Source organism: Rhodococcus sp. NPDC059968, assembly GCF_042738615.1.
Lineage (GTDB): Bacteria > Actinomycetota > Actinomycetes > Mycobacteriales > Mycobacteriaceae > Rhodococcus_F.
The window spans coordinates 70,703-95,124 of sequence record NZ_JBHWUE010000005.1 but is presented as its reverse complement, the minus strand read 5'-3'; the positions used below and the strand labels follow the sequence as shown (position 1 = coordinate 95,124).

18 protein-coding genes and 1 riboswitch are annotated in these 24,422 nt (G+C 67.8%); of the genes, 8 read left to right on the top strand and 10 right to left on the bottom strand.

Features of this window, described 5'->3' with window-relative positions; translation table 11 throughout:
• Nucleotides 1-11: 11 nt before the first annotated feature.
• Complete coding sequence (gene lpdA / locus ACFWAY_RS07235; protein ID WP_378510290.1) at nucleotides 12-1,385, bottom strand: dihydrolipoyl dehydrogenase; 1,374 nt, start codon at nucleotides 1,383-1,385, stop codon at nucleotides 12-14.
• 34 nt (nucleotides 1,386-1,419) lie between these two features.
• Nucleotides 1,420-2,379: a lipoyl synthase gene (gene lipA, locus ACFWAY_RS07230; RefSeq protein ID WP_378450569.1), complete on the bottom strand. Its 960-nt coding sequence runs from the start codon at nucleotides 2,377-2,379 to the stop codon at nucleotides 1,420-1,422.
• Nucleotides 2,380-2,668: 289 nt separating this feature from the next.
• Nucleotides 2,669-2,759: riboswitch (glycine riboswitch) on the top strand.
• A 196-nt stretch (nucleotides 2,760-2,955) separates the two neighbouring features.
• On the opposite strand from lipA, the gene gcvP reads away from it, so the two are divergent.
• From gcvP to ACFWAY_RS07205, 5 genes are read left to right on the top strand one after another with little or no spacing between them, the layout of a single operon-like run.
• On the top strand, nucleotides 2,956-5,835 hold the full coding sequence (gene gcvP, locus ACFWAY_RS07225; protein WP_378510394.1) for an aminomethyl-transferring glycine dehydrogenase: 2,880 nt from the start codon (nucleotides 2,956-2,958) through the stop codon (nucleotides 5,833-5,835).
• Entirely contained in the window at nucleotides 5,832-6,947 is a 1,116-nt protein-coding gene (gene gcvT / locus ACFWAY_RS07220; RefSeq protein WP_378450568.1) for a glycine cleavage system aminomethyltransferase GcvT, read from the top strand. Before gcvP ends, gcvT begins: the two co-directional genes overlap by 4 nt.
• A gap of 39 nt (nucleotides 6,948-6,986) precedes the next feature.
• A complete protein-coding gene (gene gcvH, locus ACFWAY_RS07215; RefSeq protein WP_378450567.1) occupies nucleotides 6,987-7,391 on the top strand; it encodes a glycine cleavage system protein GcvH in 405 nt (134 codons plus the stop codon).
• Nucleotides 7,388-8,656, top strand: a complete 1,269-nt coding sequence (gene glyA / locus ACFWAY_RS07210; RefSeq protein WP_378450566.1) for a serine hydroxymethyltransferase — start codon at nucleotides 7,388-7,390, stop codon at nucleotides 8,654-8,656. The genes gcvH and glyA overlap by 4 nt, the downstream gene beginning before the upstream one ends.
• Before the next feature lie 3 nt (nucleotides 8,657-8,659).
• On the top strand, nucleotides 8,660-10,042 hold the full coding sequence (locus ACFWAY_RS07205; RefSeq protein ID WP_378510289.1) for an L-serine ammonia-lyase: 1,383 nt from the start codon (nucleotides 8,660-8,662) through the stop codon (nucleotides 10,040-10,042).
• A 40-nt stretch (nucleotides 10,043-10,082) separates the two neighbouring features.
• Here the strand turns inward: ACFWAY_RS07205 and ACFWAY_RS07200 are convergent, their stop codons facing one another.
• The 3 genes from ACFWAY_RS07200 to ACFWAY_RS07190 all read right to left on the bottom strand — a co-directional run bounded on the left by ACFWAY_RS07200 (nucleotide 10,083) and on the right by ACFWAY_RS07190 (nucleotide 14,309).
• Complete coding sequence (locus tag ACFWAY_RS07200; RefSeq protein WP_378510288.1) at nucleotides 10,083-11,591, bottom strand: carboxyl transferase domain-containing protein; 1,509 nt, start codon at nucleotides 11,589-11,591, stop codon at nucleotides 10,083-10,085.
• The gene (locus ACFWAY_RS07195) at nucleotides 11,591-12,787 is read right to left on the bottom strand and encodes a CaiB/BaiF CoA transferase family protein (RefSeq protein ID WP_378510287.1); all 1,197 of its coding nucleotides are present in this window, start codon (nucleotides 12,785-12,787) and stop codon (nucleotides 11,591-11,593) included. Before ACFWAY_RS07195 ends, ACFWAY_RS07200 begins: the two co-directional genes overlap by 1 nt.
• Before the next feature lie 157 nt (nucleotides 12,788-12,944).
• The gene (locus ACFWAY_RS07190) at nucleotides 12,945-14,309 is read right to left on the bottom strand and encodes an SLC13 family permease (protein ID WP_378510286.1); all 1,365 of its coding nucleotides are present in this window, start codon (nucleotides 14,307-14,309) and stop codon (nucleotides 12,945-12,947) included.
• A 196-nt stretch (nucleotides 14,310-14,505) separates the two neighbouring features.
• On the opposite strand from ACFWAY_RS07190, the gene ACFWAY_RS07185 reads away from it, so the two are divergent.
• Nucleotides 14,506-15,201, top strand: coding sequence for a FadR/GntR family transcriptional regulator (locus ACFWAY_RS07185; RefSeq protein ID WP_378510285.1), 696 nt, complete (start codon nucleotides 14,506-14,508; stop codon nucleotides 15,199-15,201).
• 6 nt (nucleotides 15,202-15,207) lie between these two features.
• Here ACFWAY_RS07185 and ACFWAY_RS07180 read toward each other — a convergent pair whose 3' ends face one another.
• Genes ACFWAY_RS07180 through ACFWAY_RS07170 form a run of 3 tightly spaced genes read right to left on the bottom strand, consistent with a single transcriptional unit; the run spans nucleotide 15,208 to nucleotide 19,465 of the window.
• Complete coding sequence (locus ACFWAY_RS07180; RefSeq protein WP_378510284.1) at nucleotides 15,208-16,389, bottom strand: CaiB/BaiF CoA transferase family protein; 1,182 nt, start codon at nucleotides 16,387-16,389, stop codon at nucleotides 15,208-15,210.
• Entirely contained in the window at nucleotides 16,386-18,101 is a 1,716-nt protein-coding gene (locus ACFWAY_RS07175) for an acyl-CoA dehydrogenase family protein (protein ID WP_378510283.1), read from the bottom strand. The genes ACFWAY_RS07180 and ACFWAY_RS07175 overlap by 4 nt, the downstream gene beginning before the upstream one ends.
• On the bottom strand, nucleotides 18,098-19,465 hold the full coding sequence (locus ACFWAY_RS07170; protein WP_378510282.1) for an MFS transporter: 1,368 nt from the start codon (nucleotides 19,463-19,465) through the stop codon (nucleotides 18,098-18,100). Before ACFWAY_RS07170 ends, ACFWAY_RS07175 begins: the two co-directional genes overlap by 4 nt.
• Nucleotides 19,466-19,604: 139 nt before the next feature.
• Between ACFWAY_RS07170 and ACFWAY_RS07165 the strand changes: the two genes are divergently transcribed.
• Entirely contained in the window at nucleotides 19,605-20,495 is an 891-nt protein-coding gene (locus ACFWAY_RS07165; protein ID WP_378510281.1) for a LysR family transcriptional regulator, read from the top strand.
• A gap of 65 nt (nucleotides 20,496-20,560) precedes the next feature.
• Here the strand turns inward: ACFWAY_RS07165 and ACFWAY_RS07160 are convergent, their stop codons facing one another.
• Nucleotides 20,561-21,400: an HpcH/HpaI aldolase/citrate lyase family protein gene (locus tag ACFWAY_RS07160; protein WP_378510280.1), complete on the bottom strand. Its 840-nt coding sequence runs from the start codon at nucleotides 21,398-21,400 to the stop codon at nucleotides 20,561-20,563.
• 43 nt (nucleotides 21,401-21,443) lie between these two features.
• Nucleotides 21,444-22,892: an aspartate ammonia-lyase gene (locus tag ACFWAY_RS07155; protein ID WP_378450636.1), complete on the bottom strand. Its 1,449-nt coding sequence runs from the start codon at nucleotides 22,890-22,892 to the stop codon at nucleotides 21,444-21,446.
• A 117-nt stretch (nucleotides 22,893-23,009) separates the two neighbouring features.
• On the opposite strand from ACFWAY_RS07155, the gene ACFWAY_RS07150 reads away from it, so the two are divergent.
• Nucleotides 23,010-24,371: a dicarboxylate/amino acid:cation symporter gene (locus ACFWAY_RS07150; RefSeq protein ID WP_378450557.1), complete on the top strand. Its 1,362-nt coding sequence runs from the start codon at nucleotides 23,010-23,012 to the stop codon at nucleotides 24,369-24,371.
• The last annotated feature ends 51 nt before the right edge of the window (nucleotides 24,372-24,422 follow it).

The window sequence follows — 24,422 nt, the reverse complement described above, 5'->3', positions numbered from 1 at the left end:
AGGGCCTAGGCTCAGCCGTGGACGTGGAGTGGTTTGCCGGCCACTGCCATCAGCGCCTCACCGAGCGCCTCACCCTGCGTGGGGTGGGCGTGCACGAACTTCGCGGCCTGCGCGGCGTCGACCTCGAAGTTGTAGAGCAGCTGCGCCTCGCCGATCAGCTCGCCGACTCGGTCGCCGACCATGTGCACGCCGACGACCACCCCGGTCGGCGCCACCACGAGTTTGACCGCCCCCGACGTCTTCAGGATCTGACTCTTGCCGTTGCCGGCGAGGTCGTAGGTGACGGTCTCGACGTTCTTGCCGAACTTCTCCCGCGCCGCGGTCTCGGTCAACCCGACGGACGCGACCTCGGGGTGGGAGTACGTGACGCGGGGGATGCCGGTCTCGTCGATGACGTCCGGGCGGAGCCCGGCGATCTCCTCGGCCACGAAGATGCCCTGCTGGAAGCCGCGGTGGGCCAACTGGAGCCCGGGGACGATGTCGCCGACCGCGAAGACATTGGGCACCGTGGTGCGCAGTCGATCGCTGGTCACCACGAATCCCCTCTCCAGCATCACCCCGGTCTCCTCGAACCCCGTGGACGCGGTGTTGGGGCCGCGCCCCACCGCGACCAGCACGACGTCGGCGTCGAGCACGTCGCCGGAGTCGAGGGTGACGGACACCGCATCCTCGTCCTGCGTCACCTCCGTCACCCGCACACCTGTCTTCGCGGCGATCTTGCGGCGACGGAAAGCCCGTTCGAGGTACTTGGAGATCGTCTCGTCCTCGTTCGGCACCAGCCGCGGCATCGCCTCGACGATCGTCACCGACGCACCGAACGAGGCCCAGACACTGGCGAATTCGACGCCGATGACACCGCCGCCCAGGATGATCGCCTTCTTCGGGACCGACGGCAGCACGAGCGCCTCATCGCTGGTGACGACCCGGCCGCCGATGCTGATGCCGGGCAGCGTCTTCGGCGACGACCCCGTCGCCAGGACGACGGCGCCGCCCGTGATCAACTCGCCGTCGACCTCCACCCCGTTGGGTCCGACCAACCGTCCGCGGCCGTTGACGATGGTGATGCCGTACGAGTCGACGAGTCCCTGCAGCCCCTTGTGCAGTCGGGTGACGATGGTGTTCTTGTAGCTCAGGACCTTCTCGAGGTCGACACCGTCGAACGTGACGTCGACACCGAACTGCGAAGCGGTGCGGGCACTGTCCGCGACCTCGGCGCAGTGCAGCAGCGCCTTCGTCGGAATGCACCCCTGATGCAGGCATGTGCCGCCGAGTTCGTTCTCCTCGACGAGAATGACCGAACGGCCCAGTTCGGCCGAACGGATGGCGGCTGCGTAGCCACCGGAACCGCCGCCGAGGATGACGACATCTGCAGATCGCGTAGACATGGGAACTCCTTGCTGGAACGGAAGAAAATCGGGATCAGTGAACTGCGGTCGCGGCGAGGGCCTCGGCGTGCAGGCGGCCGGCCCGGTAGGACGAGCGCACGAGCGGACCGGACAGGACGCCGAGGAATCCGATCTCGCGGGCGATCCCGTCGAGCATGACGAACTCGTCCGGCTTCGCCCACCGCGACACCGGATGGTGCCGGGCCGACGGACGCAGATACTGCGTGATCGTGATCAACTGGCAGCCGGCGGTGTGCAGGTCCCGGAGTGCCTGAATCACCTCGTCCGTGGTCTCCCCCATCCCGAGGATCAGGTTCGACTTGGTGATCAGACCGTCCTCCCGAGCCCGCGTGATCACCTCGAGGGAACGCTCGTAGGTGAAGGCGGGGCGGATACGACGGAATATCCGGGGAACGGTCTCCACATTGTGCGCCAGTACTTCCGGGCGGGTGCCGAACACCTCACGTAGCTGCCCGGGGTCGGCATTGAAGTCGGGGATCAGCAGTTCGACGCCGGTGCCCGGGCACAGTTCGTGAATTTGCCGCACCGTCTCTGCGTAGAGCCAGGCGCCGCCGTCCGGCAGGTCGTCGCGGGCCACGCCGGTGACGGTGGCGTACCGAAGGCCCATGGTCTGCACCGACTCCGCGACCCGCCTGGGCTCGCCCCGATCGAGTGCGGCGGGACGGCCGGTGTCGATCTGGCAGAAGTCACATCGCCGGGTGCACTGGCTTCCGCCGATGAGGAACGTCGCCTCACGGTCCTCCCAGCATTCGAAGATGTTGGGACAGCCCGCTTCCTGACAGACGGTGTGCAGGTTCTCGCGTTCGACGAGGGCGGCGAGGTCCCGGTATTCGGGCCCCGTCCGCATCTGCACCTTCATCCACGACGGTTTGCGTTCGACCGGGGTCTGGGTGTTGCGGACTTCGAGGCGGAGCAGTCGGCGGCCGTCAGGGGCGAGCGGAGCGACGGGGGGTGGCTCAGGGTGTGCAGTCATGTGGGGAACTCCTATGACCGGTCGAAACCGGTCGGTATGCGACGTCGAGGCGCGCGGTCGGCAGCGCGGCACCGGGAAGGGTGAGTGTGAGCGGGGAGAGCGAGCATGCATCGACAACCGTTGCGGCTGCGGGTATCTGGGCTCCCATCGCCCGGCGTGTGCGGTCACGTCCGAGCGAGGATCCATCGAGGATGCCAAACGACGAGGACTTTTGGCAAGACCGTCGGTCCGAGGAGACAAACCCGCGGCGCCTGTGTACTGTTTGGCAAACCACAACTGAAGACGCCGTTGACGCGCAGCGGGAGAACCTCCTTTCGGAGGCGCCGTAGGAGCAACTTCCTCCCCGGGAATCTCTCAGGCCCCAGTACCGCAGCGCAGAGGCAACTCTGGAGAAAGCGTCGGCCTCAGGGCCGGAACTTACCGAAGGTGAAGAGCACGCCGCAGTTGCGGTGCGCCCAAACTCTCAGGTTTCAGGACAGAGCGGGGAGGTGCCCCTTGTCGATGTCCGGTGCGGTCCGGACTCAACGAAACCGGAGTCACCTCGTGCCAGCAGAAACCCGCACCGCCACCCACGGCGTGCCCCTCACCAGCGACTTTCCGTCCCGCCACATCGGTCCCGATGCCTCCGCGTCCCGGCGCATGCTCGGCGCCCTCGGTTACGACACCCTCGCGAACCTGATCGACAGCGCAGTGCCGGAGCAGATCCGCAGCTCACAGCCCTTGAATCTGCCCACCGCGCGGTCCGAGCAGCAGGTTCTCGCCGACCTGCGGGCACTGTCGGAGCGCAACGAGACCCGCGTCCAGATGATCGGCCTCGGATACTCCGACACCATCACTCCCGCAGTGTTGCGCCGGAACATGCTCGAGTCCCCGGCCTGGTACACCGCCTACACCCCGTACCAGCCGGAGATCTCCCAGGGCCGACTGGAGGCGCTGCTGACGTTCCAGACCGTCATCGAGGACCTCACCGCCCTTCCCCTCGCCGGCGCCTCGCTGCTCGACGAGGCCACCGCCGTGATGGAGGCGGTGCTGCTGATGCGGCGCGCGAACAAGTCGAAGTCCGGCACCAACCGCGTCGTCCTCGACGCGGACTGCCTGCCGCAGACGCTGGCCGTCGTCCGGGGACGAGCAAAGGCGGTGGGCATCGAGGTGGTGGTCGCGGAACTGTCGGGGGAACTGCCCGACGGTGACATGTTCGGGGTGGTCTTCCAGGCGCCCGGCGCGAGCGGAGCGGTGCGCGACCTGGCTCCGATGATCGCCGACGCCAAGGCGCGCGGCGCGCTGACCACCGTCGCGGCGGATCTGCTGTCGCTGACGATCCTGACGCCACCCGGCGAGCAGGGCGCCGACATCGCGGTCGGGTCGGCCCAGCGTTTCGGTGTGCCGCTGTTCTTCGGCGGACCGCACGCCGGCTACATGGCCGTCCGCAGCGGGCTCGAGCGCATGCTGCCCGGCCGCCTCGTCGGAGTGTCCGTCGACGTCGACGGGAAGACCGCCTACCGGCTGGCTCTGCAGACCCGCGAACAGCACATTCGGCGTGACAAGGCGACCAGCAACATCTGCACCGCGCAGGCACTGCTCGCCAACGTCGCCGCGATGTACGCCGCCTACCACGGACCGGAAGGGTTGCGTGCCATCGCGAACCGGGTGCACGCCCACGCGTCGACCATCGCCGCAAGCCTGCGCGCCGCCGGTCACACGATCGTCCACGACAGCTTCTTCGACACGGTTCTCGTGCGGGTCCCGACGGGTGCCGGGGCGATTGTGGAATCGGCCGATCGCGACGGCATCAACCTCCGCCTCGTCGACGCCGATCACGTTGCGATCGCCTGCGACGAGTGCACCACCGACGACATCGTCCGGCGCGTGGTCGCCGTGTTCGGCGCGCAGACCACGACCCTCGCGGTGCCCGAAATGCCGTCGACACTCGCCAGGACGTCGAACTACCTGCAGCACGGCGTGTTCCACGAACATCGCTCGGAAACCGCGATGCTCCGCTTCCTGCGCACGCTGTCGGACAAGGACCTCGCCCTCGACCGCACCATGATCCCGCTCGGATCGTGCACCATGAAACTGAACTCGGCTGTCGAGATGGAACCGATCAGCTGGCCCGGGTTCGCGTCCATCCACCCGTACGCCCCGGTCGCACAGACAGCCGGCTACCTCGAACTCGTCGCCGACCTGGAACGGTGGCTCGGCGAGATCACCGGCTACGATCGGGTGTCGTTGCAGCCCAACGCCGGATCGCAGGGTGAGCTGGCCGGGCTGCTCGCGATCCACGGCTATCACGAATCCCGCGGCGACTTCGGACGCAACGTCTGCCTCATCCCCCAGTCCGCGCACGGAACGAACGCCGCATCTGCGGTTCTCGCGGGCATGAAGGTCGTCGTCGTCGCGACAGCGGAGAACGGCAACATCGACTTGGGCGACCTGCGCGCCAAGATCGCGGCGCACGAGGGTGCGGTGGCCGCCATCATGCTGACCTACCCGTCCACGCACGGCGTGTACGAGAACGACGTGCGGACGGTCTGCGATCTGGTTCACGAGGCCGGCGGGCAGGTGTACGTCGACGGCGCGAACCTCAATGCGCTGGTCGGTCTCGCACAGCCCGGCAAGTTCGGTGGCGACGTCTCACACCTGAACCTGCACAAAACGTTCTGCATCCCGCACGGCGGCGGCGGTCCCGGTGTGGGGCCCGTCGCGGTGCGCGAGCATCTCGCTCCGTTCCTGCCCGGCAATCCGCTGGGCGGCGACGACCTCGGCACCCCGGTGTCGGCGGCCAACTACGGATCTGCCGGAATCCTCCCGATCACCTGGGCGTACATCGCGCTGATGGGTCCGGACGGGCTGACGAGTGCCACCGAAACCGCGGTGCTCGCAGCCAATTACGTAGCCAGATCGCTCGATCAGCACTTCCCCGTCCTCTACACGGGACCGTCCGGTCTGGTGGCACACGAGTGCATCCTCGACCTCCGGCCGGTCACCAAGGCGACCGGCGTCACCGCCGAGGATGTGGCAAAGCGATTGATCGACTACGGCTTCCACGCACCCACCCTGTCGTTCCCCGTCAACGGGACGCTGATGGTGGAGCCGACCGAGTCGGAGGACCTGGCCGAACTCGACCGTTTCATCGAGGCGATGATCTCGATCCGCCGTGAGATCGACCTGGTCGGGGACGGCGTGTGGCCGCTCGAGCGCAGCCCGCTGCGTCAGGCCCCGCACACCGCCGAACAGGTGACCGCCGACAATTGGGATCTGCCCTACCCGCGCCACCTCGCCGCCTACCCCGTCGCGTCGCTTCGCGCCACCAAGTACTGGCCCCCGGTGCGTCGCATCGACGGCGTCCACGGCGACCGCAACCTCGTGTGCTCGTGCCCCGCGCCCGAGGCCTTCGAGAACACCACCGACACCGACACTTCGGCCATCGCCGAGACCCCCGAGGAGGCCTTCGCATGACCCTCACCACGACGCCCGCATCCCCGCTGCTCGGCGAGCACGGCGCGCTCGGAGCCCATTTCACCGACTTCGCGGGCTGGCAGATGCCGCTGAAGTACGACAGCGAACTCGCCGAACACCGCGCCGTCCGGACCGCGGCGGGGCTGTTCGACCTCTCGCATATGGGCGAGATCGCAGTCACCGGCCCCGAGTCCGGAGCGGTCCTGGATTACGCTCTGGCCGGCGAACTCTCGAAGATCGGTGTCGGCCGGGCCAAGTACTCCCTCCTGTGCAACGCGGACGGCGGGGTCATCGACGATCTCGTCGTCTACCGTCTCGCCAACGAGCACTTCCTCGTGGTCGCCAACGCGGCGAACGCGCCGGCGGTGTCCCGCGAAGTGGCGGCACGCGCCGAAGGCTTCTCCGCGAAGGTCGACGATCAATCCTCGGAGACCGCGCTGATCGCGGTGCAGGGACCGGTCGCGCAGGACGTCGTGCAGTCCCTCGTTCCCGCCGAGCAGGTGAAGACGGTGGCGGAGTTGAAGTACTACGCCGTCACGCGCGCAGTGGTCGCCGGCATCGACGTCCTCCTCGCCCGCACCGGTTACACCGGAGAGGACGGCTTCGAGCTCTACGTGCCGAACGACCTGTCCGTGCAGTTGTGGCGCGCACTGCTCGACGCCACCACGGCCCGCGGCGGCGTCCCCGCCGGCCTCGCCTGCCGCGACACCCTCCGCCTCGAGGCCGGAATGGCGTTGTACGGCCACGAACTGAACCTCGAGACGAATCCGTACGAGGCCGGGCTCGGCAAGGTGGTCCGGCTCAACAAGGACTTCATCGGCCGCGATGCCCTGCAGAAGTTGTCGGATCAGGCGCCGCGGCGGGTGCTGGTCGGCCTCGCCGGAACCGGGCGCCGGGCCGCGCGTGCCGAGTACACCGTGTTCGACGCGGCCGGTGAGTCGGCGGTCGGCACCATCACGTCGGGGGCGTTGTCTCCGACGCTCGGGTATCCGATCGCGCTCGCTTTCGTGGACGTCGCGTTCCGCGAATCCGGCACCGAGCTGACCGTGGACATCCGTGGCAAGAAGGAACCGTTCGTGGTCACTCCGTCGCCGTTCTACCGCCGCTCCTGAACCGTTCCCACTCCCTTGAGCCCTGGAAGAGGTACCGCCATGCCTTCAGCAGCTTTCCCCGACGACCGCAGCTACACCGACGACCACGAGTGGGTCCTGATCGAGCCGGGCGCGACGCTCCCCGACGAACCGGTCCGGGTCGGCATCACGTCGGTCGCCGTCAACTCACTCGGCGAGCTCGTCTTCGTCGACCTGCCGGAGGTCGGTTCGACCATCGTCGCCGGTGAATCGTGTGGCGAGGTCGAGTCGACGAAGACCGTGTCCGAGCTGTACCCGCCGGTGAGCGGCCGCGTCACGCTGATCAACACCGCCGCCGTCGACGACCCGGGACTGGTCACCTCGGATCCCTATGGCGAGGGCTGGCTGTTCGCCGTCCAGCCGTCCGCCGCCGGCGAACTCCTCACCGCAGCCGAGTACGCCGAGAAGAACGGGGTGCAGGTATGAGCGTCCTGAACCGCGACCTCGCGGATTTCGATCCGGACGTCGCCGCACTGGTCGGCAAGGAACTCGAGCGTCAGCGCACCGGCCTCGAGATGATCGCGTCGGAGAACCACGCACCGCTCGCGGTCATGCAGGCGCAGGGTTCGGTGCTGACCAACAAGTACGCCGAGGGCTACCCGGGCCGGCGCTACTACGGCGGCTGCGAGCACGTCGACACGATCGAGCAGCTCGCCATCGACCGCGTCAAGGCGCTGTTCGCCGCCGAATACGCCAACGTGCAACCGCATTCCGGTGCCACCGCGAACGCGTCGGTGATGCACGCGCTGATCACACCGGGCGACACGATCCTCGGACTGTCCCTCGCCGACGGCGGCCACCTCACTCACGGCATGCGCCTCAACTTCTCCGGCAAGCTCTACAACGTCGCCGCCTACGGGGTGTCCGAGCAGGACTACCTCATCGACATGGACGAGGTGGCGAAAGCGGCGCGCGAGCACCGGCCGCAACTGATCATCGCCGGCTGGTCGGCCTACCCCCGGCACCTGGACTTCGCCCGCTTCCGGGAGATCGCCGACGAGGTCGGCGCGTACCTGATGGTCGACATGGCCCACTTCGCCGGTCTGGTCGCCACCGGATTCCACCCGTCCCCCGTCCCGCACGCACACGTCGTCACGTCGACGACGCACAAGACGCTCGGCGGGCCCCGCGGCGGCATCATCCTGACCAACGACGCGGCCATCGCGAAGAAGATCAACTCCGCGGTGTTCCCCGGCCAGCAGGGCGGTCCGCTCGAGCACGTGATCGCAGGCAAGGCAACGGCATTCAAGATGGCGGCCGAACCCGAGTTCGCGGAGCGTCAGGAACGCTGCCTCGACGGTGCGAAGGTCCTCGCCGAACGGCTCAGCCGGCCCGACGTCAAGGAAGCCGGAATCAGCGTCCTGACCGGCGGCACGGACGTGCACCTCGTCCTCGTCGACCTGCGGGATGCCGGCATCGACGGGCAGCAGGCCGAGGACCGCCTCGACGCGATCGGAATCACCGTCAACCGCAACGCCGTCCCGTTCGATCCGCGGCCGCCGATGGTGACGTCCGGTCTGCGCATCGGCACACCGGCACTCGCCGCCCGCGGCTTCGGCCGGGACGACTTCGTGGCGGTCGCCGACCTGATCGCCCAGGCCCTCGTCGCGCCCGGCGACGCGGACACGTCCGGATTGGCCGCCCAGGTCCGGGCATTGGCCGACAAGTATCCGCTCTACCCGGGTCTGTAACTCGTGACGATCAGTGTGTTCGACCTGTTCTCGGTCGGCATCGGACCGTCGAGTTCGCATACCGTCGGGCCGATGCGGGCGGCGGGCACGTTCGTCGACGACGTCGGCACACTCGGCCTCCTCGGGAACGTCGCCGGCGTCCGCGTAGATCTGTACGGATCGCTCGCGGCCACCGGCGCCGGCCACGGCACCATGTCGGCGATCCTCCTCGGCCTCGAAGGATATCGGCCGGAGACCATCGCCACCGAGGAGATGGGGACGCGACTCGACGAGGTGCGGGCGAGCCGGCGGATCCGCCTCGGCGGGACGGTCGACATCCCGCTCGCCGAGGACGAGATGGTGCTGCACCCGTTGACGGTCCTGGACTTTCACCCCAACGGCATGACCCTCACCGTCACCGGTATGGACGGTCGTGAACTGCACGCGCAGACGTACTTCTCGATCGGTGGCGGATTCGTCGTCACCGGCGCCGAGCCGGAGGCGTCCGTCGGCGCCGGCGGGAATTCGCTGTCGTTCGGGTCTGCACGCGAACTGCTCGACCTCAGCGAGCACTACGGGCTCACGATCAGCGAAATCATGCTCGAGCACGAACGCGCCCTCCGGCCCGAGGCGGACGTTCGGGCGCGGCTCCTGCACATCCGGGACGTGATGGTCGAATGTCAGCAACGCGGAATCAGCCGGGACGGGTACCTGCCCGGCAGTCTGCAGGTACGCCGCCGCGCCCGCGGCTGGTACGAGCGGCTGCACGAGGAGGATCCCGGCCGGGACCCCGCGTTCGCCGAGGACTGGGTGAACCTGGTGGCCCTTGCCGTCAACGAGGAAAACGCGTCCGGCGGGCGGATCGTCACCGCCCCCACCAACGGGGCGGCCGGCATCATCCCGGCGGTCCTGCATTACGCACTGCACTACACCCCGGCGGGGAAGGCGGACCCGGACGGCACGGCGGTGCGATTCCTGTTGGCGGCCGGCGCAATCGGATCCCTCTACAAGGAACGGGCCTCGATCTCCGGGGCCGAGGTGGGCTGCCAGGGCGAGGTCGGGTCCGCGGCGTCCATGGCCGCCGCCGGGCTCTCCGAGATCCTCGGCGGCAGCCCCGAGCAGGTGGAGAACTCGGCGGAGATCGCGATGGAACACAGTCTCGGTCTCACATGTGATCCCATCGGCGGCCTCGTGCAGATCCCGTGCATCGAGCGCAACGCCATCTCGGCGGGCAAGGCGATCAACGCCGCCCGGATGGCTCTGCGCGGCGACGGCACCCACCGAGTCAGCCTCGATCAGGTCATCGAGACCATGCGGGCCACCGGCGCCGACATGAGCTCGAAATACAAGGAGACCTCCACCGGTGGTCTCGCCGTCAACGTGTCGGTAAACCTCGTCGAATGCTGACCGCGGTGCCGGGGATCCGATCGGGATCCCCGGCATCGCGTCACGCAGGTGCGGGCTGCAACAGACCGATCCGGTCGAATCGCTCCGCACGGTCGGAGAGTCGCTGGGTGGTGTCTGTCGCATCGAGGAGCGACAGCTCGCGGTGGAGCACCGCACCCACCCGGGTGCAGAATGCCGTTGATTCGTCTGCCGCATCGGGGAATTCGGGGATGACCTCGTCCACGATGCCGCTCGCGAGGAGATCGGACGACCGGATTCCCTGCCGGGCGGCCATGTCCGGTGCGTGCGCGATGTCGTGGTGCAGGATCGCGCTCGCGCCCTCGGGTGGCAGGGGCGACAGCCAGCCGTGCTGGGCCGCGAGCACCCGGTCGGCCGGGATCAACGCCAGCGCGCCGCCGCCGGTGCCCTGCCCGAGCAGCAGGGAGATGGTGGGGACGTCGAGGGAGACCATGTCGGCGATGCAGCGCGCGATCTCGCCGGCGAGACCTCCTTCCTCCGCTTCCTTCGACAATGCCGCTCCCGCGGTGTCGATGACCGTCACCAACGGCAGGTTCAGTTCCGCCGCCAGCCGCATTCCCCGGCGCGCTTCCCGCAGGGCGCCCGGGCCGAGTGGCGACCGCGTGGTCTGCCCTCGACGGTCCTGGCCGAGCAGGACACACGGCATGTCACCGAACCGGACGAGAGCGAGGATCAAACCCGGGTCGACCTCACCCTGACCGGTTCCGTTGAGCGGAAGAACATCCGACGCGGAGTGGAACATCACCTCACGCACCCCGGGCCGGTCCTCGCGACGCGAGGCGACCACCGAATCCCACGCGGGGACGTCCGGCAGAGTCTCGTACACGGGGGCGTCGGCAAGCGACGGCCGGCCGGCACGGCTGGACGTGATGATGCGCAGCGCGCGGTCGACGATCTCGGCGAGCTGATCCGGCGGACGCACCGCGTCGATGAGTCCGTGTGCATGGAGGTTCTCGGCGGTCTGGACACCCGCCGGGAACGGCGCCTCGTACAGCGCCTCGAACACCCGCGGTCCGAGGAAGCCGACGAGCGCTCCCGGTTCCGCGATGGTGACGTGGCCCAGCGATCCCCAGGACGCGAACACACCGCCGGTCGTGGGGCTCCGGAGGTAGACGAGATACGGCAGATGCGCCTCCTTGTGCTTGATCACCGCCGCCGTGATCTTGACCATCTGCAGGAATGCGGTCGTTCCCTCCTGCATTCGCGTGCCACCCGACGTGGGCAGGGCGAGCAACGGAAGGCGTTCGCGCGTGGCGCGCCGGATCGCGGCGACCAGACGCTCGCCTGCGGCCACTCCGATGGAGCCGCCGAGAAAACCGAATTCACAGACGAGGATTGCCGTTCGGCGGCCGCGGATGGTGGCCACCCCGGTCAGCACCGCCTCGTCGAGGCCGGTCTTCTCCTGTGCGCGCACAAGTTCGTCGGCGTACTCGGAGTCCGCCGCAACCTGGATCGGGGGCGTGTCCCACGATTCCCAGGTGCCGGCGTCGACCACCAGGTCGAGCAGTTCGGGAGCGGTCAGGCGAGTCATCAGCTGCACTCTTTCAGCCACGACATCACGGTGTCGTTGTCCGCGCCGAGGACCGGCGGTGCGGTGTGCCGGGTCTCGGTGACCTCGGTGCCGTCCGGTTCGAAGAACCGCAGGGGCGGGCCGGGCAGCGTGATGTTGCCGAGGGTGCGGTGGTCGACGTCGACGAGCAGCCCCTGCGACTTGGTCTGCTCCCATTCGTAGACTTCGGAGATCGTCCGAACGCGTCCCGCGGGCACCCCGATGCGGTCGAGTTCGACGAGAAGTTCGTCGCTGGTGTACGCGCCGAACGCATCCTCGACCAGTTCCAGTACCTGCTTGTGGTTCTCGACGCGTTCGGGATTCGTGGCCATACCGGGGGTGTCCGGATCGAGGTGGAAGCCCGCACAGAACCTCTTCCACAGCCCTTCGCTGCCGACGGAGATCTGCACGGCGCCGTCGGCGGTGCGAAACAGCCCGTAGGGCGAGATCGAGGGATGGTGGTTGCCCTGCGCCTCGCCGACCTCGCCGGCGACGGTCCACTTCGTCCCCTGGAAGGCGTGCACGCCGACGACACTGGCCAGCAACGACGTTCGCACGACGCGGCCCCGGCCGGTGCGCTCGCGTTCCTGCAGGGCCGCGACGACACCGAACGCCCCGTATATGCCGGCGAGCAGGTCCGCGATCGGGACGCCCACGCGCTGGACTTCGTCGGGGTTCGGTCCGGTCAGCGACATCAGTCCGGCCTCGCCCTGTGCGATCTGGTCGTATCCCGCGCGTCCGCCTTCGGGTCCGTCGTGACCGAAACCGCTGATGGACAAGACGACCAGGCGGGGGTTCAGTTCCGCGAGACGTTCGGTGGTGAATCCCAGGCGGTCGAGGACGCCGGTGCGGAAGTTCTCCATGAGTACGTCCGCGCGCCGGACGAGAGACTCGAGGGTGGCCCGTCCGTCTTCGGCCTTGAGGTCGAGGGTGATCGACTTCTTGTTCCGATTCGCCGACAGGAAGTACGTCGATTCCCGCTCTGCGTCGGCCGGCTCCACGAAGGGCGGCCCCCACCCGCGGGTGTCGTCGCCGCCGTGCGGGGTTTCGATCTTGATGACGTCCGCGCCGAGGTCGCCGAGCATCATCGCCGCGTGGGGGCCGGCGAGTGCGCGGGTCAGATCGACGACGACCACTCCTTGCAGCGGACCTGTGCGCTCCATCGTGTTCGTGGACATGTGAAACCACCGTTACTTCCTGGCGAGAGCCGCGAGAGCTGGACTATTGGTGCAGTGACCTAGTGGACTGGCCAATTAAATGAAACATCTGATCCGACCGATGTCAAGAGCTGAAAACGAGATACCTGGGGCGGGCCGGTCGCCTACCCGCCGACGGTCAGAGCCAGCCGGGCACCACGAGAATCGCCCAGGCCACGAGCGGCCCGATGGCGACGACGAGCGCGCTGTACTTCAGGATCTGCTTGTAGAACCGGTCTCGATCGACGTTCTGAGCATTCGCGAGAACCAACGCGCCGTTGGTCGAGAACGGGCTGACATCCACGATGGTCGAGGAGATGGCGAGGGCGACGATGACTCCCACCGCGCCCACCTCACCGGCGAGAAGGAACGGAACCGCGAGCGGAATGGTCGCGCCCAGAATCGCCGTGGACGAGGCGAAGGCGGAGACGATCGCACCGATATAGCAGAGGAGAAGGGCGACGAGAAGGGGCATACCCAGGCTGGCGACCGCATTTCCGACGTACTCGACCGTGCCCGCCTCCTGAAGGACTCCCACGAAGGTGAGGACGCCGCCGATGAGGAGAACCGTCGACCAGCTGATCTGAGCGATCGCACCCTTCTGCGCCTTCGGCGAGGCGAGCGCCAGGACGACGGCCACCGTCATCGAGATGAATCCGACATCCAGGTCGAGGATCAGCGAGAACACGGCGAGCGCGGCGAGGCCGAGCAGGGTGAGGCCCTGATCGAAGGTGACGCCGGAACGCACGGGCGAGGCCGCGAGGGCCGGCGACGGGCGCACCTTGGTCGCGGTGACCCCTCCCGATCCCGAGTTACCGCCGGTCGCGGGCACTCCTCCACCCGAGACGCCACCGCCGGGTTCGGCCACGCCCTGGGGGCCGTCGTCGTGGACGCTGCGCCCGATCAGGTCGCGGCCGCCCAGGAAGACGAACAGGAGCACGCCGATCGCGGCGTTGAACAGGAGACTGCCGAGGAAAAGTGTGAGCGGGCTGTTGGTGAGCCCCGCCTTGGACGCGATGTCGTTGACCGTGACGCCGTAGATGCTGATCGGCGAGAATCCGCCGGCCTGCGCTCCGTGCACGACCATCATGCCCATCAGGAGAGCGTTGATCTTGTAGCGGGCGGCGAAGCCGAGTGCGATCGGCGCGACGATCGCGACGGCGGCGGGACCGAGCGCACCGATCGAGGTGAGGACTGCGGTGATCCCGAACATCACCCAGGGGATCAGCGCGACACGACCGCGGACCAGCCGGACCGCCCCGCGGACCATGAGGTCGACGGTCCCGTTGTTCTGGGCGATCGCGAAGAGGTAGGTGATGCCGACCAGCGTCAGGAACAGGCTGCTGGGGAATCCGGCGATGATGTCGTCGCTGCTCATGTGCAGCGACAAGGTTCCGACGAAGAAGGCGGCAACGAAGCCGAGAGCGCCCATGTTCACAGGCAGCACGGTCGCGGCCAGGAACATGACAGCTAGCGCAAGTATGGGAATCAGCTCGGTCGACATGAAAGTCTCCGGTTCTGTGGCAGTGGCAACTGGTCTCGACCGCCGCCGGCGAGCAAATTGACTCAGTGGCAGATTGGCCTAGCCACTTCATACAAGCAGTGTCGCGGATCACTGTCAACAGGAACTGTGGGTGCGGTTACATGCCTAGGCGAGATACCGTGGAGTAGTTTCAGTGGAATGGAGAGTAGGTGGCCCAGTGGCTGAGCAACTGCGTCCGGTAGCGCGACCGCGGCTGTACGAGGTGATCGTCGAGCAGCTCTGCGCCCATATCGCCGACCACGAGATGACGCCGGGCGACCGCCTCCCCGCCGAGCGTGAACTCGCAGCTCAACTGGGCGTGAGTCGCGCTTCCCTGAGCCAGGCGCTCGTCGCCCTCGAGGTGCAGGGCGTGGTGTCGGTCCGGCACGGGGACGGTGCCGTGCTCGTCCGCCGCCCCATCGAGGAACGAGCCGTCAAGGCGTTGCGGGAACACGCCGACCGTCTCCCCGAGGTGATCGAGGCCCGCGAGGCACTCGAGGTCAAACTTGCCGGGCTGGCCGCCGAGCGCCGGAGCGACGAGGAGATGGCGGCCATCGATTCCGCCCTCGCGACGATGGAGGCCGAGATCGCCGCGGGCGATCGCGGCGTCGTCGGCGACGAGCGGTTCCACGAGGCCATCACCGTAGCGGCGCACTCGTCACTGCTGGCCAAGCTGATGCACGAGATTTCCGGGCTGATCCGGGAGACCCGGATCGAATCCCTCTCCCAGGCCGAACGCCCGCGGGCCTCGCTCGAAGGGCACCGGCGCATTGCGACGGCGATTCGAGACCAGGACTCCGCGGGCGCCTCCCGTGCGATGGCCGATCACATCCGGATGGTGTCCGACGTCGCGCTGCTGCGCGAGGGCGGGTAACCGGGTCTACCCACCGACCACCGACTGCGGCCGATGGGCACCGAGGATCGCGTCGGTGTCGGCGCCGAGTACCGGCGGTGCGGACGTCAGATGCGGGCGCTCGCCTGCGAAACTGACCGGGAACGCGATCTGGTGCAGGCTGCCCAGCGTCGGATGGTCGACCGTGCCGATCATTCCGAGTGCGGCAGTGTGCGGGTCGGCGTAGATCTCGTCGAGGTGCCGGATCGGTGACACGGGCACGGCGTGCGCGGTGAGCGTGTCACACCATTGCTCGACGGTGCCCGACGCGAAGGCCGCCGACAGTTCCCGCTCGAGATCGCCGCGATTCGCGACGCGGTCACGGTTGCGCTCGAATCGCGGATCGTTCGTCAAATCCTCGCGTGCGATCGCCGAGCACAGCCTCCCCCACTGGCTGTCGTTGCCCACCGCGACGACGAAGTATCCGTCGCTCGCGGGAAACGCTTGATAGGGAGCGAGATTCGGGTGGCCGGATCCGAGCGCGCCGGGACGCTCGCCGGTGGCGAAATAGTTGGTCGCCCAGTTCACGTGCAGCGCCAGCTGGCACTCGAACAGCGACGTCGTCACGTACTGCCCTCGGCCGGTCCGCGACCGCTCCACGAGGGCGGCGAGCACGCCGATCAGACCGAAGAGCGCCGCCCCCAGATCGCCCATCGCGAATCCGGCCTTCATCGGCGCCCCGCCCGGCTCACCGGTGAGCGACATCAGTCCGCCGGCGGCCTGCGCGATCATGTCGTAGCCGGGTTCGTCGCGCAGCGGACCCTCCTCCCCGAACGCCGAGATGTGCAAGACGACCAGATGCGGATACCGCTCGGACAGCGTCCGGTAATCGAAGATCCGCTGCAATCCGCTGCCGGGCTTGAAGTTCTCGACGACGACGTCGGTCTCCTCCAGAATGCGATGGATGACGTCCTGTCCCTCTTCCGATTTGAGGTCGACGGTCACGGACTTCTTGCCCCGGTTGATCGCGAGGTAGTACGTGGCGTCGGGGCCGACGAACGGCGGACCCCACGACCGTGTCGGGTCGCCGCCGTCCGGGTGTTCGACCTTGGTGACGTCGGCGCCGAGGTCCGCGAGCGACATGGTGGCGTACGGTCCGGCGAGGATCTTGGAGAGGTCCAGCACCCGCACACCCGCGAGGGGCGCCGGTCCGGTGGAGGTGGGGTTCACAGGAGAACTCCTGTTGCAGAGTCGGATCGGGGTGCCGCGGCCCGCGCCGAGCCCGCGGCGACGTCGGTGCCGTCGACGACGGCCGCGAGGTGGTCGAGGGCAGCCCCCGGGAGGTGTCCGGTGTCGCCGGACAGGTAGGCGTTCGCGACGAGCAGCGACCGGTGGCCGCTGCCCGAGGTGATCGCGAAGTCGGCGAGGTCGTAGAGCAGGGTGGCCATCGCCGCGCGGGCCAGCTCGTTCGCGTAGCGCGCGCACCCGGCCTGCGCGGTGGCGTCGTCCCCGGCGACCAGTAGGTCGCCTTCCTCGACCAGGTCGTCCCACCGTCGGCGGAGAATCTCGGCGCCGGGACCGCAGTCCGGTCCGAGTCCGGCGAGGATGCCCCGCATCGTGTCCGCCAGCCGGTGATGCGCACCGAGTTTGCGCATGCACCGCAGCACGTCCAGGGCGATGACGTTGCTCGAGCCCTCCCAGATCGACCCCAGGTGGGCGTCGCGGACCAGGCGGGCGTGGGCCCATTCCTCGATGTAACCGTTGCCGCCGCGTACCTCCATGGCCTCGCCGGTGACCGTCCGCGCCCGCTTGCAGATGTAATGCTTCGCGAGCGGGGTGAGGACCCGGATCAGGGCACGTGCGGAGTCGTCGCCGGCGTCCGCCGCCTGCAGGCACTGCGCGCTGTACGCCACCAGGGCGAGCGCCGCCTCGGCGTCGAGCGCGAGCGGCAGCAGGGTTGCGCGCATCAGGGGCTGGTCGAACAGGGCCTTGCCGAACACGACCCGCTCCCGGGTGTGGTCGACGGCATCGCGCACGGCGCGTCGCATCAGGGCACTCGACCGCATCGCGTTCGACAGCCGCGACGTGTTCACCATCTCGGCCATCTGCCGGAACCCGCGGTCGAGTTCGCCGACCTGTTGGGCGTACGCACCGGTCAGCGACACCTCGCCGCTGGGCATCGAGCGGGTGCCGAGCTTGTCCTTCAGCCTGTCGATCGTGTAGCTGTTGCGCTCGCCGTTCGCCAGAACCTTGGGCACCATGAACATTCCGACGCCGCGGGTGGACTGGTCGTCGCCGCCGGGGAACCGGGCCAGGGTCACGATGACGTCGGCGTCGGGATTGGACGCGAACCACTTCTTCCCGGTCAACCGCCACCCGTCGCCGTCACGCTCGGCCCGGGTCTCCGTGCGGGCGATGTCGGTGCCGGCCTGCGGTTCGGTCATGAACATCGCGCCGGTCATCGCGTCGTCGGGGTCCGTCGACGTCAGTGCGTCGATCCACGGTCCGAACACGTCCGGGTCACCGAACATGCGCAGGGTGCGGGCGGCGGCATCCGTCATCGACACGGGGCACGCCAGCCCGAACTCGGCCTGCACGAACACATACGACGCCAGGTATTTCACCAGGTGCGGCGGGACTGCGTCCCAGCCGTGCAGGCCGCCGCGGTGCGACAGTGCGGACAGCCCGTATTCGCTGTATGCGGCTCGGCACAGTTCCTGGTAGGAGGGGTGATACGCGATCCGGTCGATGCGTTCGCCATCCCGGTCGAACTGCTGCAGCACCGGCGGATTCTTGTCGGCGGTGGCGGCGAGGGCGTCGAGCCGGTCGCCGGCGTCGGCGCCCAGCCGGTCGAGCAGGATGTTCAGCTTGTCGCGGTCGGACGGTGCGGTCCACCGGTCGACGACGGCGCGCAGGGCGGGATCGGTGTGAGCGAAATTCATGAGTGAGCAACATCTTTCCGGGTCGAGGTGTGTTCGGGACGGGGCTCGGCGTCGGCCCCGCCCGAGCGGGCTTTGCCGCGGCGGAGCAGCAGGGTCATGCAGGCGAGCGAGAGCACGACGTAGCTGAGCCCGAGGGCGACGACCGGCCAGATCGAGTCGGTGTGGGTGAGCAGGAACTGGCAGAGCATCGGGGCGGTTCCGGCGAAGATCGCCGTCGACAGCTGATACGACAGCGAGATCCCGGTGTAGCGGACATTGGTCGGGAAGATCTGGGCGAGGATGCCGGCGAGCGCGGCGTAGTACATCGCGTGCGGCGCGGTGGCCAGCACCATGCCGAGCATGGCCAACGGCACAGACCCGGTCTGGACGAGAAGGAACATCAACGGCAGCAACACGAGTTCGGGCAGCAGCATCCACCGGACCGCCCGCGACGGATCGATTTTCGTGGCCAGCACGGCGCCGAACGGTTGCACGAGCACCTGCGCGACGAGCGCGATCGTGATCACGAGGAGGAAGTCCCCGCGGTCGAATCCGAGGTCGGTGGTGGCCCACGCGAGTGCGAACGTCGTCTTCACGTAGGTGATGGCGACACCCGCGACCACGGCGCCGACGCCGAGGACGAGTTCGACGGGATGCGAGCGCAGCACCTCGACGAGCGGCATCCGGGTGCGCTCCTGGGCGACGACGGCTTTCTTCATCTCCGGCGTCTCCGAGATCCGCAGCCGGATGTACAGCGCGACGACGACGAGCGCGGCGGACGCGAGGAACGGCAGACGCCAGCCCCACGACTCGAACACGCTGTCCGACAACAATGTCATTGCCAGGAACGCCAGGGTGGCGAGCAGATTGCCGACGGGAGATCCCTGCTGCGCGAATGCACCGTACAGCACCTTCTTGTTCGGTGGCGCGAATTCGGTGGCGATGAGCACGGCGCCACCCCACTCACCGCCCATCGCGATGCCCTGAACCACGCGGAGCGCGACGAGGAGTATGGGCGCCCAGATCCCGATCTGCGAGTAGGTGGGGAGGCAGCCGACGCCGACCGTTCCGATCCCCATCAAGATCAGCGTGATGATCACGGCGTTCTTGCGTCCGAACTTGTCGCCGAAGTGACCGAACACGATCCCGCCGAGCGGGCGGGCCACGAAGCCGATCGCGAACGTCGCGAACGCGGCGAGGGTGCCCACCGCGGGCGAGGCGTCGGGGAAGAACAGTCGGCCCAGAACCAGCGCGGAGGCGGTGCCGTAGATGTAGAAGTCGAACCACTCGATGGTGGTGCCGACGAAGGCGGTGACACCCGCCTTGCGAGCCTGCTTGGTGCTGTATTCGGGTGGTGCCGCGTCGCGGCCGGGATTCGGGTTCACGGTTCTCCCTGACTTTCGTGCTCGGGCGTCACACCGAGGTAGAGGTGGTGTGCATCACTATGGTCGGGATTCCGTGTAGAGTCCAAGACTTAATTCAGCTTGTTTAGGTGATCCAGACACATAGTCCCGAGGAGGGGTCGTGGAACTCCGTCACCTGCACGCCTTTCTCGCGGTCGCGGAGGAACTGCACTTCGGACGGGCCGCCGAGCGTCTCCATGTGGCGCAGTCCCCGCTCAGCCAGACCGTGCGGGCGCTCGAACGCGAACTGGGCACCGACCTGTTCGTCCGCACCACGCGATCGGTCCGGCTCACGGCCGCCGGCGAGGCGCTGGTGGGTCCGGCCCGGACCATCGAGGCGCAGGTCGGGATCGTGCGCGGCATCGCGCAGGCGGCGGCCGCCGGGGAGACGGGCCGCGTGACCGTCGGCTTCGGCGGCGCGGGCGGCTACACGGTGCTGTCCGTTCTCGCCCGCTCCCTCGCCGATGCCTACCCCGGCATCGAACTGGACCTGCGCCCGCAGATGTACTCCGGTGAGGTGCTCGACGCCCTCACCCGCGGAACCCTCGACATGGGCATCGTGGGGTTGCCGGTCCCGCGGGGCTTCGCCACCCACACCGTGCGCGAGGAAGCGCTGATGGTCGCGGTCCCGGCCGGGCACCGCCTCGTCGACGCGGGTGCCGTCGTGCCGCAGGAACTGGCGGGCGAACGGTTCGTGATCTACCCCGCCGAACACGGTTCCGTGGTCCGCGACGCAACGCTCGCGCTGTGCGCGGCAGCAGGATTCGCGCCCCTCGTCGCGCACGAGGCGCCCGACCCGTACAGCCTGCTCGCAATGGTCGGCGCCGGGGTCGGAGTCGCCGTCGTGGTGGATTCGACAGCGCACCTCACGATGGACGGCGTCGAATACCTGCCCATCGCCGGCGACGCCCCCACCCTCCCCATCGCCATGGCCTGGCAGGACTCGAATCCATCACCCGCGATGCAGACCGTGATCCGGGTGCTGCGGGACGTGATCGGGACTGTCGGGTAGCTGGCCGGCCGCCTCGTTACCCTCGATGGATCCACCGACCGAGAAAGCCCCCACTGCCGACAATCTCACACTGAAACCGAGAAGACGTCGGCCAGGTGGGTGATTCGCAGGGCACGCGCGAGCTTCGGGCGATCGCTGCCGTCGGCGATGTTCTCGCCCTGCGCGCCGAGGTGTGCGATGACCTCGGCAGCCCAGGCCACATCGCTCTGCAGCGGGGACAGTTCGCGATTGACGATCGCTGTGTCACCGACGTGCATGCACAGCTTGCCGGTCATCCCCATCGACCTGGTGACGGCCAAGGCCTCGGACAGATCGGGTTCGCCGGTCAAGCATGGGCCGTCGATGGGACCGGGGAGGCCGGCGGCTCGACTGGCGACGACGAGTCGTCCCCGCGCGTAGGCCAGCGCGTCGGGGTCGGCACCCACGTTGGTATCCCGACGGAAGTCGCCGGTGCCGAACGCTATTCGGGTGGTGGCGTCGGCCGAGGCGATGTCGAAGGCGAATTCGACGCCACGCGCCGATTCGACCAAGGCGAGGATCGGGGTGTGAGGCAGCTCGGCAGCCGTGCGATCGATGTGGTCCGCGGATTCGGCCTTGGCGAGCATCACGCCACTCAGCCCCGGGAGCCCCCGGATCGCGTCCAGATCAGCGGTCCAGTCCGCGGTGGTGACGTCGTTGATGCGCACCCACCCGATGCCCCCACCGGCGAGGAAACGCGTGACGGCTTCGCGGGCTTGCATTTTCGAGGACGGAACGACACCATCCTCGAGATCGAAGATCACCGCGTCTGCCGCCGAGTTCGTGGCTGCGGCGAACTCTTCCGGGCGCGAGCCCGCGACCAGAAGCCACGAGCGCGCATGTGTCGCGGGGACTACGACGGCTTGTGCCGACGATGTGAGGGTCATCCGATTCTCGTTTCTCTCGATAGTGCGGGGCGTGATGCGTGGGTCAGTGCGCGGCGACACCGGTGAGATGGTCGAGTGCGGAGAATTCGCGGTCGACGGTGGGCGCGGTGAGCAGGCCTGCGAGTCGCCGGGGGGACAGGATGTCATCGACCTGTGCTCGGGTGAGCAGGCCGTCGTCGACGGCGAGGTCGCCGACGTAGGCGCCGGTCTCCAGGGCCCGCTTGGCGATGTCCGCGCTGGCGGTGTACCCGATGAACGGCGAGAGTGCGGTGACGATGCCGATCGAGCGCCGTACACCCTGCTCGAGGTGGTCGCGGTTGGCGGTGATCCCGTCGACGCACTTCACAGCCAGGGTGTCCGCTGCCGCGGCCAGGTGCGTCGTCGAGCGCAGCAAGCTGTAGACGATAACGGGTTCGAAGGCGTTGAGCTGGAGTTGCCCACCCTCGGCGGCCATCGTGACCGTCAGATCGTTGCCGATCACCTCGAACGCGACCTGGTTGACCATTTCGGGGATGACCGGGTTGACCTTGCCGGGCATGATCGACGAACCGGCCTGGGCCGGAGGCAGATTGATCTCGCCGAGCCCGGCGGTCGGTCCGGAGGAGGTGAGCCGCAGATCGTTGCACGTCTTGGACAATTTGACTGCGACACGTTTGAGGATGCCGGAGACCTGGACGAATGCTCCGCAGTCCTGGGTTGCCTCGATGAGGTTGCCTGCCGGGACGACCGGTTCACCGGTCAGCTCGCGCAAGTAGTTGCAGGCAAGCGCGGAGTACTCGGGATGGCCGTTGATCCCCGTGCCGATGGCGGTGCCGCCGAGGTTCGATTCCAGCAGCAGAAGCACGCCCTCGGAGAGCCGGGCGCAGTCCTCGTTCAGCATGATCGAGTAGGCGGCGAACTCCTGCCCCAGGGTCATCGGTACCGCGTCCTGAAGCTGGGTGCGACCCATCTTGACGATGTCGTCGAACTCGATCGACTTGCGCTCGAACGACTCCGCGAGCCGACCGAGCGACGCGATCAGCAGTCGGAGATGCTCGACCAGCGCCAGCTTGATCGCGGTCGGATACACGTCGTTGGTGGACTGCCCAAGGTTCACGTGAGTCAGGGGGTCGAGTTCGGCGTAGGCGCCGCGTCCGAACCCCAGAATCTCGAGAGCACGATTCGCGATGACCTCGTTGGCGTTCATGTTCGACGAGGTACCCGCTCCGCCCTGGATCGGGTCGATCGGAAACTGGTCGAGCAGCGCCCCGGCGCGGATTTCCACGCACGCGGCCACAATGACATCGGCGCGCCGGTCATCGAGGAGGCCCAGGTCCCGGTTCGCCTGGCAGGCAGCCTGTTTCACCGTCGCCAACGCCGCGATCAGTGCAGGGTACTGACCGATGGCAGACCCGGTGATCGCGAAATTGTCCATCGCCCGGGCGGTGTGGACGCCGTAGTACGCCCCCGCCGGTACCGCCAGATCTCCGATCGAATCGTGCTCGATCCGCACATCGCTGTCGCTCAACTTTTCCACCAACACCCAATTCGCCGTTCTACTTGACAGGGACTATGACGTCGATCACTGTTGTCGAACAGTACACCACATCCAATATATTGGAGCTGTTGAATGACGACAACCCGAGCCATCCCCGCTGACTCCGCGACAGCACCCGAGGACGCCGATGCGTCTCGCACACCACGCAGGTGGTGGAAATTCTGGAAGCTGCCGATCGGGGTGCAGTCACTGATCGCCGTCGGCGTCGGCGCACTCATCGGCACGTTCGCCCCCGCCGTCGGCGAGCAACTCAAACTGGCCGGCGACGTGTTCCTCAACCTGGTTCAGATGATCGTCGTCCCCTTGGTCTTTCCGCTCATCGTGCTCGGAATCGCGCGCATGGATTCGGCGAAGAAGGTCGGTCGCATGGCCGCCAAGGCGATCCTGTACTTCGAGGTCGTCACCACGATCATCCTGCTGATGGCCGTCGCGCTGGCGAAGCTGCTCGACATAGGTTCCGGCGCCCCTGTCGCCGGCGCTGACGGAGCCTCCGTCGAGACCCTCGAGCAGGGCATCGACTTCCACGAACTACTCCTGCACGCTGTCCCGAAGAACGTCTTCGCCGCCTTCGCGGAGGGGAACCTGCTCGCAGTGATCGTGTTCGCCGGGTTCGTGGGCGTCGCACTCGCCGCGATCGGTGAGCAGTCGAAGCCGATGACGTCCGTGCTCGACTCGCTCGCCAACGCGATGTTCAAGGTGGTCGGATACGTCATTCGCCTTGCGCCCCTCGGGGTCCTGGGCTTCATCAGCTACGACGTCGCGCACTACGGGTTCGGGAACCTGTCGAGCCTGCTCGGCTTCCTCGCCGTCGTCTACGTCGGTATGGCGATCATCCTCGGCGTCATCTTTCCGATCATCGCCGCGATCTTCCGCGTCGAGTACGTCACCATGCTCAAGGCCATCGGAAATCTGGTCGGACTCGCGTTCGTCACCCGCAGCTCCGAGGCAGTGCTCGCGCCGCTGCTGCTCAAGCTCGAGGGGCTCGGCGTCAGCCGCTCGACCACCTCGTTCGTCGTGCCGCTCGGCTACTCGTTCAACACCGACGGCTCCGTGCTCTACCAGGCAGTCGCCCTGGTCTTCCTCGCCAACGCCTACGGCATCGACACGTCGATCCCCACCCTGCTGCTGATGGTCGGCGTGCTGGTCATCTTGTCGAAGGGCATGGCCGGCGTTGCGTCCGCCTCGATCGTGGTGCTCATCGCCGCGGGTAACACCATCGGACTGCCGGCCGAAGCCGTCGCACTCCTGCTGGGGGTGGACTTCATCGCCGACATGGCCCGCACCGCGGTCAACGTCGTCGGAAACTCCCTCGCCGCGTCGGTGATCGACAAGTCCGAGGAGAAAGCCGAGGCCAAGGCCGGTCGGTCCGCCGAAACGCCTGGCGACGAACTCGGCGACAAGGTCCTCGCCGGGCGACTCAACGCGGATGGGTAGTGGGTGCCCGGCCAATGAACAGTCGGTACCCTCGCGACAAGGCGCCAGGCA

Excerpts from the sequence above, each read along its gene's own strand:
- ACFWAY_RS07190 (WP_378510286.1), bottom strand. The coding sequence starts at position 14,309 with ATGTCGACCGAGCTGATTCCCATACTTGCGCTAGCTGTCATGTTCCTG.
- ACFWAY_RS07175 (WP_378510283.1), bottom strand. The coding sequence starts at position 18,101 with ATGAATTTCGCTCACACCGATCCCGCCCTGCGCGCCGTCGTCGACCGG.
- gcvH (WP_378450567.1), top strand. The coding sequence starts at position 6,987 with ATGCCTTCAGCAGCTTTCCCCGACGACCGCAGCTACACCGACGACCAC.
- lpdA (WP_378510290.1), bottom strand. The coding sequence starts at position 1,385 with ATGTCTACGCGATCTGCAGATGTCGTCATCCTCGGCGGCGGTTCCGGT.
- gcvT (WP_378450568.1), top strand. The coding sequence starts at position 5,832 with ATGACCCTCACCACGACGCCCGCATCCCCGCTGCTCGGCGAGCACGGC.
- ACFWAY_RS07160 (WP_378510280.1), bottom strand. The coding sequence starts at position 21,400 with ATGACCCTCACATCGTCGGCACAAGCCGTCGTAGTCCCCGCGACACAT.
- ACFWAY_RS07150 (WP_378450557.1), top strand. The coding sequence starts at position 23,010 with ATGACGACAACCCGAGCCATCCCCGCTGACTCCGCGACAGCACCCGAG.
- ACFWAY_RS07195 (WP_378510287.1), bottom strand. The coding sequence starts at position 12,787 with ATGTCCACGAACACGATGGAGCGCACAGGTCCGCTGCAAGGAGTGGTC.
- lipA (WP_378450569.1), bottom strand. The coding sequence starts at position 2,379 with ATGACTGCACACCCTGAGCCACCCCCCGTCGCTCCGCTCGCCCCTGAC.
- ACFWAY_RS07200 (WP_378510288.1), bottom strand. The coding sequence starts at position 11,591 with ATGACTCGCCTGACCGCTCCCGAACTGCTCGACCTGGTGGTCGACGCC.
- glyA (WP_378450566.1), top strand. The coding sequence starts at position 7,388 with ATGAGCGTCCTGAACCGCGACCTCGCGGATTTCGATCCGGACGTCGCC.